At 70.6% G+C, this 15,201-nt stretch carries 18 protein-coding genes and 1 tRNA gene; 14 read left to right on the top strand and 5 right to left on the bottom strand.

All coding sequences use genetic code 11. From position 1 onward, the window contains the following. Nucleotides 1–539 precede the first annotated feature (539 nt). From CNQ36_RS34790 to CNQ36_RS20850, 12 genes are all read left to right on the top strand, one after another. The gene (locus CNQ36_RS34790; RefSeq protein ID WP_163013317.1) at nt 540–713 is read left to right on the top strand and encodes a hypothetical protein; all 174 of its coding nucleotides are present in this window, start codon (nt 540–542) and stop codon (nt 711–713) included. 92 nt (nt 714–805) lie between these two features. Further along, the gene (locus CNQ36_RS20900; RefSeq protein ID WP_121547133.1) at nt 806–1,075 is read left to right on the top strand and encodes a DUF6284 family protein; all 270 of its coding nucleotides are present in this window, start codon (nt 806–808) and stop codon (nt 1,073–1,075) included. Next, the gene (locus CNQ36_RS20895) at nt 1,075–1,353 is read left to right on the top strand and encodes a DUF6303 family protein (protein WP_323135679.1); all 279 of its coding nucleotides are present in this window, start codon (nt 1,075–1,077) and stop codon (nt 1,351–1,353) included. The genes CNQ36_RS20900 and CNQ36_RS20895 overlap by 1 nt, the downstream gene beginning before the upstream one ends. After that, nucleotides 1,350–2,210 (top strand): protein spdB, encoded by an 861-nt coding sequence (locus CNQ36_RS20890; protein ID WP_121547131.1) that lies wholly within the window; start codon nt 1,350–1,352, stop codon nt 2,208–2,210. The genes CNQ36_RS20895 and CNQ36_RS20890 overlap by 4 nt, the downstream gene beginning before the upstream one ends. Then, complete coding sequence (locus CNQ36_RS20885) at nt 2,210–2,563, top strand: RRQRL motif-containing zinc-binding protein (RefSeq protein ID WP_121547130.1); 354 nt, start codon at nt 2,210–2,212, stop codon at nt 2,561–2,563. The genes CNQ36_RS20890 and CNQ36_RS20885 overlap by 1 nt, the downstream gene beginning before the upstream one ends. Then, nucleotides 2,560–2,877 (top strand): hypothetical protein, encoded by a 318-nt coding sequence (locus CNQ36_RS20880; RefSeq protein WP_121547129.1) that lies wholly within the window; start codon nt 2,560–2,562, stop codon nt 2,875–2,877. The genes CNQ36_RS20885 and CNQ36_RS20880 overlap by 4 nt, the downstream gene beginning before the upstream one ends. Nucleotides 2,878–2,981: 104 nt before the next feature. Then, a complete protein-coding gene (locus CNQ36_RS20875) occupies nt 2,982–5,108 on the top strand; it encodes an FtsK/SpoIIIE domain-containing protein (protein WP_121547128.1) in 2,127 nt (708 codons plus the stop codon). 204 nt (nt 5,109–5,312) lie between these two features. Beyond that, complete coding sequence (locus tag CNQ36_RS20870) at nt 5,313–5,780, top strand: hypothetical protein (protein WP_121547127.1); 468 nt, start codon at nt 5,313–5,315, stop codon at nt 5,778–5,780. A gap of 224 nt (nt 5,781–6,004) precedes the next feature. After that, nucleotides 6,005–6,892 (top strand): bifunctional DNA primase/polymerase, encoded by an 888-nt coding sequence (locus CNQ36_RS20865; protein WP_121547126.1) that lies wholly within the window; start codon nt 6,005–6,007, stop codon nt 6,890–6,892. A gap of 2 nt (nt 6,893–6,894) precedes the next feature. Beyond that, complete coding sequence (locus tag CNQ36_RS20860) at nt 6,895–8,367, top strand: ATP-binding protein (protein ID WP_121548537.1); 1,473 nt, start codon at nt 6,895–6,897, stop codon at nt 8,365–8,367. A gap of 444 nt (nt 8,368–8,811) precedes the next feature. Beyond that, nucleotides 8,812–9,000 carry a helix-turn-helix transcriptional regulator gene (locus CNQ36_RS20855; RefSeq protein ID WP_019525248.1) on the top strand — a complete coding sequence of 63 codons (189 nt, stop codon included), beginning with the start codon at nt 8,812–8,814 and terminating at the stop codon, nt 8,998–9,000. Between the two features lie 69 nt (nt 9,001–9,069). After that, entirely contained in the window at nt 9,070–10,437 is a 1,368-nt protein-coding gene (locus CNQ36_RS20850; protein WP_121547125.1) for a tyrosine-type recombinase/integrase, read from the top strand. A 173-nt stretch (nt 10,438–10,610) separates the two neighbouring features. Here the strand turns inward: CNQ36_RS20850 and CNQ36_RS20845 are convergent. Continuing rightward, nucleotides 10,611–10,692 (bottom strand) — tRNA-Tyr (locus CNQ36_RS20845). Between the two features lie 236 nt (nt 10,693–10,928). Here CNQ36_RS20845 and CNQ36_RS20840 point away from each other — a divergent pair. Continuing rightward, nucleotides 10,929–11,417 (top strand): YajQ family cyclic di-GMP-binding protein, encoded by a 489-nt coding sequence (locus CNQ36_RS20840; RefSeq protein WP_004927449.1) that lies wholly within the window; start codon nt 10,929–10,931, stop codon nt 11,415–11,417. 118 nt (nt 11,418–11,535) lie between these two features. Here CNQ36_RS20840 and CNQ36_RS20835 read toward each other — a convergent pair whose 3' ends face one another. Further along, nucleotides 11,536–11,802: a GlsB/YeaQ/YmgE family stress response membrane protein gene (locus tag CNQ36_RS20835; RefSeq protein ID WP_004927450.1), complete on the bottom strand. Its 267-nt coding sequence runs from the start codon at nt 11,800–11,802 to the stop codon at nt 11,536–11,538. Between the two features lie 92 nt (nt 11,803–11,894). On the opposite strand from CNQ36_RS20835, the gene CNQ36_RS20830 reads away from it, so the two are divergent. Beyond that, nucleotides 11,895–13,148 (top strand): APC family permease, encoded by a 1,254-nt coding sequence (locus CNQ36_RS20830; protein WP_121547124.1) that lies wholly within the window; start codon nt 11,895–11,897, stop codon nt 13,146–13,148. A gap of 19 nt (nt 13,149–13,167) precedes the next feature. Here the strand turns inward: CNQ36_RS20830 and CNQ36_RS20825 are convergent, their stop codons facing one another. From CNQ36_RS20825 to htpX, 3 genes are all read right to left on the bottom strand, one after another. After that, complete coding sequence (locus CNQ36_RS20825) at nt 13,168–13,734, bottom strand: SMI1/KNR4 family protein (protein ID WP_121547123.1); 567 nt, start codon at nt 13,732–13,734, stop codon at nt 13,168–13,170. Between the two features lie 102 nt (nt 13,735–13,836). Further along, nucleotides 13,837–14,232: a YccF domain-containing protein gene (locus tag CNQ36_RS20820; protein WP_004927459.1), complete on the bottom strand. Its 396-nt coding sequence runs from the start codon at nt 14,230–14,232 to the stop codon at nt 13,837–13,839. Then, the gene (gene htpX, locus CNQ36_RS20815; RefSeq protein ID WP_004927462.1) at nt 14,229–15,092 is read right to left on the bottom strand and encodes a zinc metalloprotease HtpX; all 864 of its coding nucleotides are present in this window, start codon (nt 15,090–15,092) and stop codon (nt 14,229–14,231) included. Before htpX ends, CNQ36_RS20820 begins: the two co-directional genes overlap by 4 nt. Between the last annotated feature and the right edge of the window lie 109 nt (nt 15,093–15,201).

Raw genomic sequence — 15,201 nt, 5'->3', positions numbered from 1 at the left:
CCTTCACTGGCGTTCTCAGCATGCCTCACGTTGCCGCAGGTCAACAGGGCTTAACAGGCCTGATGTTAAGCCCTGTTGGCTACCGCCAGCCCTGCTCTGAGCGGTCTCCTGGAGAGGCACCGCGGGGAGCGAACGCCACTCGAAATGGCGAACCACCTTGACTCTGGTGCGCACCAGATGCAATCTACTGGTGCGCACCAGTTAGCGGACCTCGTGTCCGGCCTGTGGTGTGCATCGACGGGCGCTGTGCTTCGAGCAGCGCCAAGGGGCCCGGGACAGAGCGGGCCGAGGGCGCACCCGACCCTTGTCATTCGGGAGGGCTTAGACCGAAAGGTCACGTCTCCATACGCCTGAAACGGGAGCTCGCGTTCCCGAAGGAGACAGCACACACGTTCAGCCTTTCCGCAGCTCACCGGCTGCGGCCGGTTGCCTCCGCTGTGCGTCTCGTACGTGCAGCGCTGAGGGGAGCCGGTTTCCTGTCCGCCTCTGGCGGGCGGGCCGGTCGTCCACCCCTTCCCACTGACCCGAGAGGGGCAGGCATGCGCCGGATCACCAACCCCAAGCACATCTACGTCGACCACGTCGGAACGGTCGTCGACTACGAGGGCGAGAAGCACCTGATCACCGACGTGGGCGGCGGCTGCTTCAAGGTCGTCCGCCTGCGCGACGGCTACGGCCGCAACGTCGAGATCCGCAAGATCCTCCGCCACTGACCGCAGGCCTCACCCACCAACGGCGCGCCCCCGGAGTTGCAGCTCCGGGGGCGCTTTTCGGGCCGTCCCATGCTGAGAGGAATCACGACCCAATGAACCCCATCGTCACTGTTCAGGACGCCGTTACCGCGTTCGCCGACTTCATGGAGCCGACGGACGCGGAACTGGACGCGATCGAGCGGGAGATGCCCGTCATCCTGGCGGACGTTGAGCTGCTGGACGCACACATCACCACGCTGGACCGCATCCCGACCGAGCTGGACAACCGGCGCATCCGGCGGGCCCGCCGCCGCGCGCTCGCCGCCCGCGTCGCCCTGCTCAACCGCAGCGCCGGCGCGAGCCTGCCCGGGGGTGCCGCGTGATGACGCTGACCGCGCAGATGTCGAACACCGGCCGGGCGTGGCACCTGTACGTCGTGCTGTACGGCGAGACCGAGTGGCCCACCTTCCAGTGGGAGCGCACCGCTCGGGTCCCCACCGGGGCGGAGCGCCGGGCGGCGCTGGCCTCCCTCGGCTACGAGGTGGCGCCGGGCGCGGTGTGGTCCTGGACGGAGGACAGCCGAGACCACGGCGACGACTCCACCCCGGTCGTCCTCATCGCGGCCATCGCGGTGCGCGGTCAGGACGGGGGTGCGGCATGAGGGCCAAGACGGTTCTGCCGGCCGTCGCGATGACGGCCGTGTCCATGGTGCTAACCCTCGCCGTGGTGGTGATGTGGCTGGGCACGGCGGTGCCGTGGCCGGTCGCTCTGGTCGTCGGTCTCGGTATCGACGGGGGATGGCTGGCCACCCTCGCTTACGAACGCCGCCTCGCCGCACAAGGCGACCACAACCGGGCCGTGACCGCCGTCGGCTGGTCCTTCGGCATCCTCGCCGCCGGCGTACTGGTCGCCCACGCCCTTACAGCAGAACACTCCGCCGGGGCGTGGCTCGCCGTCGCCTGGCTCCCGATCGCAGCCAAGGCCCTGTGGCTGGTGCACGCGATGTGGGAGCGCACCGCCCTTACCCCGGTCGCGCTGGACGCGATCCGCGGTATCCAGCAGGAGGCGCGCGACGAGGCCGCCGTGGCCCGCGCCCGGCTCCGGGCGGAAGCCGCGACCGAGGAGACGCGGCTGACGGCCGTGACGGAGGCCGGGGCGCGCGTCGCACGCGTCCAGGCGAAGACCGCGCAGGCCCTCGCGGGGGCGTGGTCGACGCTGGAGACGGCCCGCGCGGGCGAGGAGACCGGTAGGGCGCTGACCAGCGTGACGGCCCGCGTCACACCCGGTGTCACGCCCCGTTGGGAACTGCCGGTGTGGGGCCCGTCCGAGCCGCTCGCCGCGCGGTCGCTGGAGAGCGCACCGGCGCTCACGGATGAGGCGCTGGACGTCATCGTCGACGAGATCCGCACCAGCGAGACGCCCGCCCTGTCCTACCGGGAGATGGCCGCCCGGTTCCGCGCGGCCGGTCACTCCGCGTCCGAGATGCGGCTGCGGGCCGCGTGGAAGCGCGTGGCGTGATGGGGGCGCTGCCGGTGTTCCGGTGGCGCCTCGCCCCGGACGGCTACGCCACCCGCCGCCAACTGCGCGCCCTGGGCTTGCGGCCCGGCGGCCAGGACGTGGCCGCGCAGCTCGAACGGCCCCGCCGCCGACGGGGGCCCTTGGTCGCCTACCTGTACCGCGTCGACCTCGCGGTGCCGGTGCGTCCGATGACCCCGGCACGACGGGCGGCCCTGGAGAGGGCCAACCGCGCGCGCCGCCTCTGCCCTGTCTGCCGGCGTGATGCCGGATACGTCATCCCCACCTCGCTGGGCACGTGCGTGCCCTGCGCCTACCCCGACCCCCACGAGGGGCCGGAAGGGAGCACCCAGTGAGCAACGCCGACATTCGCCGCCTGGACCGCGAGATCCGGCACACCAGCAAGAAGCTGGAGGCGGTCCGGCGGGGTGAGTTGTGGCCGCTGTCCGGCCGTGAGCGCCGGACGATGGCCCGCGCCGCCGCGAGCGGCACCTACCGCCTCGCCCGCGGCCGTTCCACCGGCCGCGCGGAGCAGCAGATCGAGTCCACCACCAGCGCGGCTGAGATGCGGCTCACGGCGGAGTTGAACGCGCTGCACGGCGAGCGGCAGCGGCTCATCACCGAGGCCGCCCGCGCCAAGGCCGCCAAGAAGTCCTCCGGCTGGTGGTGACGAGCCCAATCACGCGCCGGGGTGGCCGCGCTTTCCACGGCCCGGGCCACCCCGGCTCTTCCTCACAACCGCCCCCGTCAGGGGCAGTCAGGAGCACTCCCAGCATGTCTGAGAACGTCGTACGACTCCACAAGGCCACCGACCCGCCCGACTCGACGGCCGTCACCACCCTCACCGTCGTCCCCGACGCGCCCGCCTCGCGGCCGGTACCGCTGTGGATTCGCTCCGGCCGCGCCGTCAAGGCTGCGGTGACACACGAGCGCACCCGGTCGGCCGGCCGCGGCGTGGTCCGGCACGGTCTCTACACATTCAACGGCGGGCGGATCGTGGCCCGTCGGGCGTGGGACGGCCGCACCGGGGCCCGCTATGAGCGGATGATCCGGGCGGCGGAGGCTGCCGGGAACCTGGAGGCGGCAGAGGAGTGGGAGGAGCGGTTGCAGCGTTTCCGCGCCGCCCGCCATCACCGCCGCATGGACCTGCTCCACTCGCCCGTGGACGCCGCCAGGGGCATGGCCGTCGGTGCCGGAATGAGCGTCGGTGTGCTGGTCGCCCTCGGTGTCGTCCTCGCCATCAGCACGGGCGAGGTGGGGGACGTGGTGACGCCTCTGTCGGCAACCATCGACTTCATCGCGTTACTGATCCGCATCGTGCAGATCGTCTGGGGCCCCGCCGTGACGATCGGCCCGTTCCTGGCACTGCTCGCGCTGTGGTCCGTCGGCCGCAAGCAGCACGCCGCGCCCCAGTGGGCCCTGCCCGCGAACGCCCGCTCGGGCGAGGGAGAGCCGATCACGCCGTCCATCGTGGTCAAGGCCCTGCGCGACCTGGGCATCGCTCCGCTGAAGAACGCCATCAAGGAGATGGGCGACGCAGGCGCGTCCATGCTCGGCCCGATCACCATTGCCGGATGCGGCGTGGAAGTCGACGTCACCCTCCCCTCCGGGGTGGCGACGGATGAGGTCCAAAAGCGGCGGCGGAAGCTCGCTGAGAACCTCACCCGGCACGAGCACGAGGTGTTCATCACCATCCCGCAGGCCGCCCGCACCGTCCGCCTGTGGATCGCCGACTCCGGCGCGCTGGACGAGCCGATCGGCCCGTCCCCCCTGGTCACCGACGAGACCCTCACGGCCGACTACAAGAAGGGCAAGGCCCCGTGGGGCCAGGACCTGCGCGGCGACGCCGCCACGATCAGCCTGTATCAGCGCCACCTACTCGTCACGGGCCTGTCCAACCAGGGCAAGACCGCTGCCCTGCGCGCGCTCGCCCTGTGGCTCGCGCTGGACCGCTCCGTGCAGTTCTGGATCGCCGACCTGAAGGGCATCGGCGACTGGGCCATGTTCGACGGCATCGCGCAGGTGCTGATCGAAGGTCCCTCCGACGATCACGTCATCCAGGCGACCGAGATGGTCGAGGACGCGGTGGAGGAGATGAACCGGCGGATCGAGGAGCGCCGCCGCGATCCGAACGTCGTGTTCGAGCCGCTGATCGTGGTGGTGGACGAGGCGCAGTTGGCGTTCATGTGCCCGGTCATCGGCGACGACAAGCGCCCGTATGGCGGCTCCAAGGCCACCTCCCGGTACTTCATGGCCGTCCGCAAGATTCACAACCAGGGCCGTGCGGTCGACGTGCTGATGTGGCAGGGCACCCAGGACCCCACGGACCAGAACCTGCCCAAGCTGATCCGCGAGGGCGCCCACACTCGCGCCTCCCTCGTGCTGGGCACCGAATCGCAGGCCCGCATGGCTCTGGGGGACAAGGCCGTCGACGGCGGCGCCGCCCCGCACCTGCTGCGCCAGGGTCTGGACAAGGGCACCCTGGTCGTCGCCTCGGACGGCATCGCCATTCCCGCCGGCCAGTCGTCGATCACGGTGCGCACGCATTTCATCGACGACGAGCCCGCGGCTGAGATCGCCGCACGGGCCAAGGCCCTGCGCGATGGGGTCACGACTCTGCGCGTGGTTGACCAGGACGAGGAGCGGGACGCGCTCGCCGACGTGGCGGCCGTCATCGGCGATGAGGCCCGGCTGCGGACCAACGAGGTCCTCAAGCGGCTGCACGCGCTGGACCCGAAGGTCTACAGCGACCAGTGGACCAACGACCGGCTCAAGGCACTGCTGGAGGAGCACGGCGAGGAGCCGAAGAAGTCGCACGGCGTCATGGTCGTTCACCGCGATCACGTCCTGCGAGCGCTCGCCAACCGCGACGCCGACGATTCCGCTTCCGCCGCCCAGTAGCGGGGAGGCAACCCCGTCCGGCGCGGGGAGGCGGGGAGAACTCCCCAACCGCCTCCCCGCGCCGCCTCCCCCAGCTTGATCAGCGAAAACACCGCTTCGGGGAGGCGGGGAGCCCACCTGCGCAGACCCCCGAAACACCCCCCTACAGCACACCCACAAGGGGGTGCTCCTGCCTCCCCCAACACCCCTCCGAAAGGATTCCGCATGTACCCCGAGCACACCCCACGCCCGCCCACCGCACGGGCCGTGGAAGTCCACCAGCCCACCCCGATACCGCCCCCGGCCGTCGTCCACGCCGCGCCCGTCGTCCCGGTGCAGCCGGGCACGCTGCCGGCCGTGGCGAGCATCGTCCTCCCGGACGGACGGGTCGTCACCGGCTACGCCATCGACCCCGCCCGCCCCGAACCCGTCACCGCCAAACCGCCGGTGTCCCGTACGGCGGTGAACGTCGCCCTCGGCGGTGTCGGCTTCCTCGCCGTCTGCGGCGGACTGCTGCTGCTCACCTCGTTCATCGCCGCCCTGACCGCGTTCATCGGTCAGCTCATCGTCCTGGCCGCCGTCATCTTCGGCGGCTGGATCGCCGTCCAGGTCCTCGGCACGAGCGGCAGCAAGAGCGGCACGACGGTGCACATCCGCAAGGCCACGTTCAAGCGCAACCACTTCCACGGCTGACCAGCCAGAGCAGGAGGCAGTTCGTGTTCGACATCCGCATCATTTGCGACCCCGCCGACGAACCCGACATCACCCGCGCGTTGACCGCCGCGTTCCACCCCGACCCCACCACGCTCAACCGCAGCGCCGACGCCTAGCAACGCCAAGGGCGGCCCCTCCGTCTCGCCAAAGTCGCGGGGCCGCCCTTGCCACCAGAACCCATCAAGGAACTGGAGAGATTCAGCATGACCCAACCCGCCACCATCCGGCGAGCCTCCGGCCCACGGCCGCCGCTGCCGGAGCACCTATGGGCGGCGCTGTCGCTGGCCGCGGACGGTGTGCCGGTGCTACCGCTACGGCGAGGCAAGGTGCCGTTCGGCAACTGCCCCTCCTGCGTAGGCAACGAGTGCGGCGGCCGGCCGAACATGAAGACACCCGGCCCCTGCCAGTGCCCCGGAATCTGCCACGCCTGGGCCGCCGCCACCACCGCCCCGGCCGTCATCACCTCGCCCGCATGGGCGGCGGCATGGCGGCGGGCAGTGTGCGTCGGCTACCACCCCGGCGGCGCCGGCCTGACCGTCGTCGACCTGGACGACGCTGACGCCATCGCCTGGGCCCGCGCTGTCTTGCCCGCCACGCGGACCGTGCCGACGACACGTGGTGAGCACTGGATCTACCGGGGCACCATGCCCTCGCGGAACGCGGTCCGGCCCGGCGTCGACATCAAGTCGACCATGTCCTACGCCCGCTACCTCGGCCCCGGCACCGGCGCGATGGCCGACCTACCGGACGCCGTGCGGGCGCTGGCCGTCAAGGAATCCTCCCCGGTCCGGCTGGCGGCGTATGTGGCCGTCGTGCCCGCCGGCGCCGGGGGCGGTGAGTGCCCGCACCGCACACCCGCCTTCCTGGAGCGCGGCATCGCCATGGCGGAGCAGCGCATCACCGAGGCGTCCAGCGCGGTCCACGCCACCGTGTACCGCACCTTCCTGGCCGTGCTGTCCCGGCACGGCCGATGCGGCTGCCTCACCGACGCCCACGTTGCCCGGTTGTTCGCCGCCGCGCAGTCCAAGGGCGAGACGGCCCGGCACTGCGCGGACGCGTGGACCAACGCCCGCACGAGGTTGGGACTGTGACCATGTCCGACGACGAGAAGACTCCCGCCCGCGAGATCATCACCGACTACGCGCAATCCCACTTCCGCTACTTCCGCACCGCCGACGGCACCGTTTACGCCCAACGCAACGGCCACCCCGTGGCCCGCCCGATCCGCTCCCAGGGCACCACGGGGAGCCACCGACAGGAACTCATGGTCGGCCTCTACCGCGACGGCGTCGGCGTCTTCAACGGCACCGCCCTCAAAGAGGCACTGGACCTGATCGAAGCGCTCGCGCTGACCGAGGACGTACAGCCCGTGCACATCCGCGTCGCTCCAGGATGGGACGGCGCAACGTGGCTGGACCTGGGGCGAGCCGACGGACGCTCGGTCCGTATCCATCCCACCGGGTGGGACATCGCCGTTCCGGACCCGCGTGAGGTGTGCTGGCGGCGCACCCAGCTCACCGGGGAACTCCCCCTGCCCGCCCGGGACACCGACGGCAAGGGCATCGACGCCCTGCTGCGGCTGTGCAACTTCGCCACCGCTCAGACCGAGTGCCTGGCCATCGCGTGGCTCATCGGCTGCCTGGAACCGTCCGTCCCCGTCCCCGCCCCGTTCCTCACCGGCCCCCAGGGCGCCGGCAAGTCCACCGGCGGACGCATGCTCACCCGGATCATCGAGGGCATGAGCGGCGACCTGCGCCGCGCACCCAAGGACGAGGAAAACCTGATCGCGGCCGTGGCCGCCGGGTGGGTCACGGCGCTCGACAACCTCTCTCACATGACCCCGGATCTGTCCGATGCGATGTGCTGCATCGTCACCGGGGCCGAGAACGTCAAGCGCGCCCTGTTCACCGACGGGGACGTGTTCCGCGCCCGCTACCGCCGGCCCCTGCTGCTCACCGGTATCGACGTCGGAGTCATCCGCCCCGACCTTGCCGAACGGCTGTTGCCGCTCCGGCTGGAACGCCCGCGCGTCCGGCGCACTGAGGCGGAACTGTGGGCGGACTACGCGGAGGCTCTGCCCGTGATCCTGGGGTCTCTCCTGGACCTCACGGTCAAGGTCCGCGCGGTCGACGTGGAGACCCCGACCGACCTGCGGATGGCAGACTTCGCGCACCTGTGCGCGCAGCTGGACGCAGCGACCGGTTTCGGGTCGCTCGCCGCCTACCGGGCCGCCCTGGACGACCTCAACGACGACGTGATCGAGGGCGACCTGTTGGCACAGACCGTCCTGCGGCACGCCGCCGACGTCGAACCGGGCACGGCACAGCGGATGACGTCCACGGAGTGGCTGCACCACTTCACCCGCCTCTACACCGGCGAGGAGTGCCGTCCCCTGCCCAAGGGGTGGCCGACCACCGGCAAAGTCCTCTCCGACCGCCTCAAGCGCCTACAGCCCACCCTCGCCGCCCGTGGCGTCCTCATCGACTCGGGCCGGACCTACGAGGGCCGCTACGTCGAGATCAGTCGCTCACCGGCCGCGCCACCACACCAACAGCAGACACTTTGACCGCCGTGCCGGTCGGCGCTGCCACCGGCACAAGCAAGAAGAGCACCCCGGCCTGGCGTGCTCTTCTTGCTGTTCGGCGGCAGCGCCGCCCTGCGATGGACGCGCCGCGTAGCGGCTCCTTCTTCACGTTCTGAGCCGCACCACCACAGACACCCCCCTCTTTTCCCAAGAAGGGAAATCCTGCGTCATGTGCGTCATGCGGACGCGGAAACGGCCCCTGGCCTGCGGACGAGGACATGACGCAGACGGCGGCGCCTGCGTCATCCTGCGTCATCTGCGTCATGGCATGACGCAGCCCATGACGTGCCAATGACGCAGCCCAAACGGCTGCGTCATGCAAAAACCGCAGGCCAGACGCCCACATGACGCAGATGACGCTCATGACGCAGAAATCCGCACCTCGGACAGGAAAGTCCGTAAAACCTCGGCTGTGAGGAGCCACTGATGGCCAGCCCCCAGATGCTCAAGCTCCCCGAAGTCCTCACCGAGATCGGCATGAGCCGCGCCGCCTTCTACCGCATGCGCGCACGCGGACAGGCACCGCGACTCGTGAAGCTGCCCAACGGTCACTTGCGGGTCCGCCGCAGCGACCTGGACGACTGGCTCAGCAACCTGGATTCGCCCGCCTACTGATCACACCGATTCACCACACCACCCCAAGGGCCCGGCTCGCGCCGGGCCCCTTTCGCAGGAAGGCCCCCGATGGGGAAGACGTACGACGTTCGTATCTGGTCGGTCCGTCAGCGGAAAGACCGTGGCCAGAGCTCCGCAGAGCTGCGCTGGAAGACGGGCGAGACTCCGCACTCTCAGACCTTCCGGACCAAGACGCTGGCAGAGGGCCGCCGTGCCGAGCTGCTGCGGGCGGCTCACGCTGGCGAGCCGTTCGACGAGTCCACCGGGGTGCCGGTCTCCGAGCTGCGGAAGCGCAACGACGTGAGTTGGTATCAGCACGCCCGCGAGTACATCGAGATGAAGTGGCAGCACTCCCCCGGTTCGACGCGCCGGACGCTCGCGGAGGCCATGGCCACGGTGACGCCGGCGCTTGTTACGAACACCAAGGGAATGGCCGACGCCAAGACTGTGCGGACGGCTCTCTATAGCTGGGCGTTCAACATGAGCCGCCGCGACCAGGAACTCCCGGACGATGTGGCCGCCGTGCTGGCGTGGTTCGAGCGGAAGTCGCTGCCCACCTCCGCGCTGGCCGACCGGATGCACGTGCGCGCGGCTCTGGACGCCCTGACCAAGAAGCTGGACGGCACCACGGCGTCCGCGTCTACCATCCGGCGGAAGCGGGCCATCTTCCACAACGCCCTCGGCTACGCCGTCGACGCCGGCCGTCTGACGGACAACCCCCTGCCTCAGGTGCAGTGGAAAGCTCCGGAGCAGGTGGCTGAAGAACTGGACCCCGCCTCAGTGCCAGACCCCCGGCAGGCTCTCGCGCTGCTCGATGCCGTGCGCACGCAGAGCCCCCGCGGGCGGCGCCTGGTCGCATTCTTCGGCTGCATGTACTACGCGGCGGCACGGCCGGCGGAAGTCATCGGCCTCCGTCTCCAGGACTGCGACCTGCCCCGGCGCGGGTGGGGCACTCTGCGACTCCGAGAGACCCGCCCCCGCTCCGGGTCGGCCTGGACGGACAGCGGTGAGGCGCACGACCGGCGAGGGCTCAAGCACCGGCCCCGGAGGGCAGTCCGCACCGTGCCGATCCCGCCCGATCTCGTGAGCCTGCTCCGGTGGCACGTCACCGCGTACGGAGTCGCCCCCGACGGGCGGCTGTTCCGGACGCAGCGCGGCGGGCTCATCCAGGACACCGGATACGGCGAGGTGTGGGCGGAAGCTCGCAGGCGTGCTCTCACGCCCGCTCAGTGCGCGTCGCCGCTGGCAAAGCGTCCGTATGATCTACGCCACGCCGCCGTCTCCACGTGGCTCAGCTCCGGTGTGGAGCCGCAGGAAGTGGCTGCCCGCGCTGGCCACAGCGTGGCCGTGCTGTTCCGGGTGTACGCCAAGTGCCTGGACGGCGGTACGGCCACAGCGAACGCCCGGATCGAGCGGGCACTGAGGAGCGGCAACTAGGGGGCCGAAGTTGCCCCACGCCTGCCCCACACGGACTGGTCAACACCCGAATCAGGGTGAGACACAACGGGAAAAGCGCCCATAACGATCAGGTCGGGCCCGTCAACGAAGAAGACCCCCTCCGTCCTGCGTTTCCGCAGTTCGGAGGGGGTCGCTTCTCAACTTTCTCAGCGTGGCGGCGCCAGGATTCGAACCTGGGAAGGCTGAGCCGGCAGATTTACAGTCTGCTCCCTTTGGCCGCTCGGGCACACCGCCGGGGTCGCTGCCTTCGAGCCGCTTTTCGGCGGTGCTCCCTGGCAACGACGTGAACAATACCCGATGGACAGGGGTGCTTCGCCACCCGATTGATCGCCACCCGGAGGCCGGGGGATGACTAGGCTGGTCCGGATGCGGACCGGGACCGATGCCGGGCTCGGGGGCCGCCTCACGTACGCCGGGCACGCATCCGGCGCACAGCCCGACACGCACCTCGATACAAGGAGCCACAGGACATGGCCGACTCCAGTTTCGACATCGTCTCGAAGGTCGAGCGGCAGGAGGTCGACAACGCCCTCAACCAGACCGCCAAGGAGATCTCGCAGCGCTACGACTTCAAGGGCGTGGGCGCCTCGATCTCGTGGTCCGGGGAGAAGATCCTCATGGAGGCGAACTCCGAGGACCGGGTGAAGGCCGTCCTCGACGTCTTCCAGTCCAAGCTGATCAAGCGGGGCATCTCGCTGAAGGCCCTGGACGCGGGTGAGCCCCAGCTCTCGGGCAAGGAGTACAAGATCTTCGCGTCGATCGAAGAGGGCATCTCCCAGGACAACGCGAAGAAGGTCGCCAAGATCATCCGCGATGAGGGCCCCAAGGGCGTCAAGGCCCAGGTGCAGGGCGAGGAACTGCGGGTCAGCTCCAAGAGCCGTGACGACCTCCAGACCGTCATCGCGCTGCTCAAGGGCAAGGACTTCGACTTCGCCCTGCAGTTCGTGAACTACCGGTAGGTCCGGTCCGGACGGGGGCCGTTGACGTCAGCGCGCCGCCGCACGCGTGCGGCACCTGTGAGAAGGGCGGGCACCGGGCCGGTGTCCGCCCCCTCTCGTCCGACGCGCGGCCGCGTGATCAGTCGCGCGAGTGGCCGAAGAGGATGCGGTAGGCGATCAGGAGGACGAGCGAGCCACCGATCGCGGCGGCCCAGGTGGCGCCGTCGTAGAAGTCCTTGGTGATCGGGTGGTCGAGCCAACGGGCGGACGCCCAGCCGCCGATGAACGCGCCGGCGACGCCGATCAGGGTGGTGCCGACGAGGCCGCCCGGGTCGCGGCCCGGCAGCAGGAACTTCGCTATCGCCCCGGCCAACAGTCCCAGGATGATCCAGCTGATGATCGTCATGCGGTGCACCTGCCCTTTCCTGCCGCTCCTGCACCATGAACGACGTCGGGCGGCCACATGCCGGTTCCTTCCGGTCAGTAGGGTGCGGCCCCATGACAGACACGTACAGCCCCGGACTGCGGCGCACACTCGGCGTCGGCGACGCCGTGGTCATCGGTCTCGGCTCGATGGTCGGAGCCGGGATCTTCGCCGCCCTGGCGCCCGCCGCGCACGCGGCCGGTTCCGGGCTGCTCCTGGGGCTGGCGGTCGCCGCCGTGGTCGCGTACTGCAACGCCACGTCGTCGGCGCGTCTCGCCGCCCGGTATCCGGCCTCGGGCGGCACGTACGTGTACGGGCGCGAGCGGCTCGGGGACTTCTGGGGCTACCTCGCGGGCTGGGCCTTCGTGGTCGGGAAGACCGCTTCCTGCGCGGCGATGGCGCTCACCGTGGGCGCGTATGTCTGGCCGGGGCAGGCGCACGCCGTGGCGGTCGCCGCCGTGGTGGCGCTGACCGCGGTGAACTACGGCGGTGTCCAGAAGTCCGCCTGGCTGACGCGGGTGATCGTGGGTGTGGTCCTGGCGGTCCTCTCCGCCGTGGTGGTCGTCTGTCTGACGTCGGGGGCCGCCGAGGCCGGGCGGCTGGACGTCGGGCTCTCGGGCGGTGCCGGCGGGGTGCTTCAGGCGGCCGGGCTGCTGTTCTTCGCCTTCGCGGGGTACGCCCGTATCGCGACCCTCGGTGAGGAGGTCCGGGATCCTGCGCGCACCATTCCCCGGGCGATCCCGCTGGCCCTGGGCATCGCGCTGGTCGTGTACGCGGCCGTCGCGGTGGCCGTGCTGTCCGTGCTGGGGCCGGAGGGGCTGGGCGACGCCACCGCGCCGCTCGCCGACGCGGTGCGGGCCGCGGGTATGCCCGGGCTCGTGCCGGTGGTGCGGGTGGGCGCGGCGGTGGCCGCGCTGGGCTCGCTGCTCGCCCTGATCCTGGGGGTGTCGCGGACGACGCTGGCCATGGCCCGGGACCGGCATCTCCCGCGTGCCCTCACCGCCGTGCATCCGCGGTTCCGGGTGCCGCACCGGGCGGAGCTCGTGGTGGGCGCGGTGGTCGCCGTGCTGGCCGCCACGGTGGATGTACGGGGAGCCATCGGTTTCTCCTCCTTCGGCGTGCTGACGTACTACGCCGTGGCCAACGCGTCCGCCTGGACGCTCGACGCGAGGCCGTGGGCGCGGCTGGTGCCGGCGGTGGGGCTCGCCGGGTGCGTGGTGCTGGCGTTCTCGCTGCCGTGGCTCTCGGTGGCCGTCGGCGCGGGGGTGCTGGTGGTGGGCGTGGCGGCTTACGGGGTGCGGATGCGGGTGCGGGGCAGTCGGCGGTAGTGGGCGGCGCCCGGCTCGTTCAGGGCGTCCGTGCCGGTGTCGCGGGTCCCTGGAAGCCGGTCCAGAGGGCCATGTCCACGCCCTCGTTCTCCTCCTCGTACCAGCCCGTGCCGCGGAGCCAGGAGTGGAGCCAGTCCGTGAGGCCGGGGCTGTCGAGGAACCATGCCTGGGCGGGGTCGTCGCCGTTGGGTTCGAAGAGCAGGACGGGGGCCTGCGGTGAGCGGCAGTCGACGCAGGCGTACATGCCGCAGCCCCAGTGGGATATCGGCAGGACGCCCTCGGGCCAGGGCCAGTCGGGGTCCTCCCGGCCGCTCTCGCGGTTGGCGAGGTACTGGGCCACGGCCGCCGGTTCGCCGGACGGCTCGCTGTCCAGGAGGGGCAGCAGACCGTACTCGGGGCCGAAGCCGCCGTCCGCTATCCGCAGGTAGAGCTCCGCGAGCAGTGGGGGCAGGGCGAAGCCCAGGGCGGCCTCGGCGCGGGCCAGGGTGGCCGCGTCGACGGGCTCGGGCAGGGAAGGCCAGCCCCACGGGCGGGTGTTGCGGGCCTTGGCCGCCACCTGTGTCAGCAACTGCTCGTGCTCGGTCATGGGTTCATCATGCGCGCCGCCACTGACAGACGTGCGGGCCTGTGGACAACCTTCGGGCTGTGGACGACGCCCCGGGTCGTGCCGGCGGCGGCGTCCACGGCGTCACCAGCGGTCGGTGAACGCCTGGTCCGTCCGCACGATCTCGCGGCCCAGCGGAAAGAGCGAGACGGGGATCAGCTTGAAGTTGGCGATGCCGAGCGGGATTCCGATGATCGTCACGCACAGGGCGAGGCCGGTGAGGATGTGGCCGAGCGCCAGCCACCAGCCGGCCAGCAGCAGCCACAGCACGTTGACGAGGAAGGACGGGGCTCCGGCGTCACGGCGTTCGACCGTCGTGTACCCGAAGGGCCACAGGGCGTAGATGCCGATGCGGAACGCGGCGATGCCGAAGGGGATGCCGATGATCGTGATGCAGAGCAGCACGCCCGCGAGCAAGTAGCCGAGGAACAGCCAGAAGCCGCTGAAGACGAGCCATATGAGATTCAGGATGGTCTTCACTGGTGGTGACCTGCCATCTTCTCGAGCCGGGCGATGCGTTCCGCCATCGGCGGGTGAGTGGAGAACATCTTCGAGAGTCCCTGCCCCGGGCGGAACGGGTTCGCGATCATCATATGGCTGGCCGTCTCGATGCGGGGCTCGGGAGGCAGCGGAAGCTGCTTCGTACCGTGTTCCAGTTTGCGCAGGGCGCCGGCGAGGGCGAGCGGATCGCCGGTGAGCTGGGCGCCGGAGGCGTCGGCCTCGTACTCCCGGGAGCGGCTGATGGCCAGCTGGATGACGGACGCGGCGAGCGGGCCCAGGATCATGATCAGCAGCATGCCGAGGAGGCCGGGGCCGTCGTCGTCGTTGGAGCGGCCGATCGGGATCAGCCAGGCGAAGTTGACCAGGAACATGATCACGGAAGCGAGGGCTCCGGCGACCGAGGAGATCAGGATGTCCCGGTTGTAGACATGGCTGAGCTCGTGGCCGATGACGCCGCGCAGCTCCCGCTCGTCGAGCAGGCGCAGGATGCCTTCGGTGCAGCACACGGCGGCGTTGCGCGGGTTGCGTCCGGTGGCGAAGGCGTTGGGGGCCTCCGTCGGGGAGATGTACAGGCGCGGCATGGGCTGGCGGGCCTGGGTGGAGAGCTCCCGGACCATCCGGTACAGCCCCGGGGCCTCGAACTCGCTCACCGGGCGGGCCCGCATCGCGCGGAGGGCCAGCTTGTCGCTGTTCCAGTACGCGTACGCGTTGGTGCCGAGGGCGATGACGACGGCGACGACGAGCCCCGTACGGCCGAAGAAGCTGCCGATGACGATGATGAGCGCGGACAGTCCCCCAAGGAGGACCGCTGTCCTGAGCCCGTTGTGCCGGCGGTGCACGGTACGCCCTCCAAGTCGTGCGGCAGGGGGACCCTTGCTTGTAGATCTTCCTCTGACCTGCGCTGCCCACTGGTGGCGTCGTGTCACGTCCAGTGGACCCTCCCGTACC

This window comes from Streptomyces fungicidicus, assembly GCF_003665435.1.
GTDB lineage: Bacteria > Actinomycetota > Actinomycetes > Streptomycetales > Streptomycetaceae > Streptomyces > Streptomyces fungicidicus.
The sequence above is the reverse complement of the archived record's forward strand: the minus strand, read 5'-3'. Positions and strand labels throughout refer to the sequence as shown.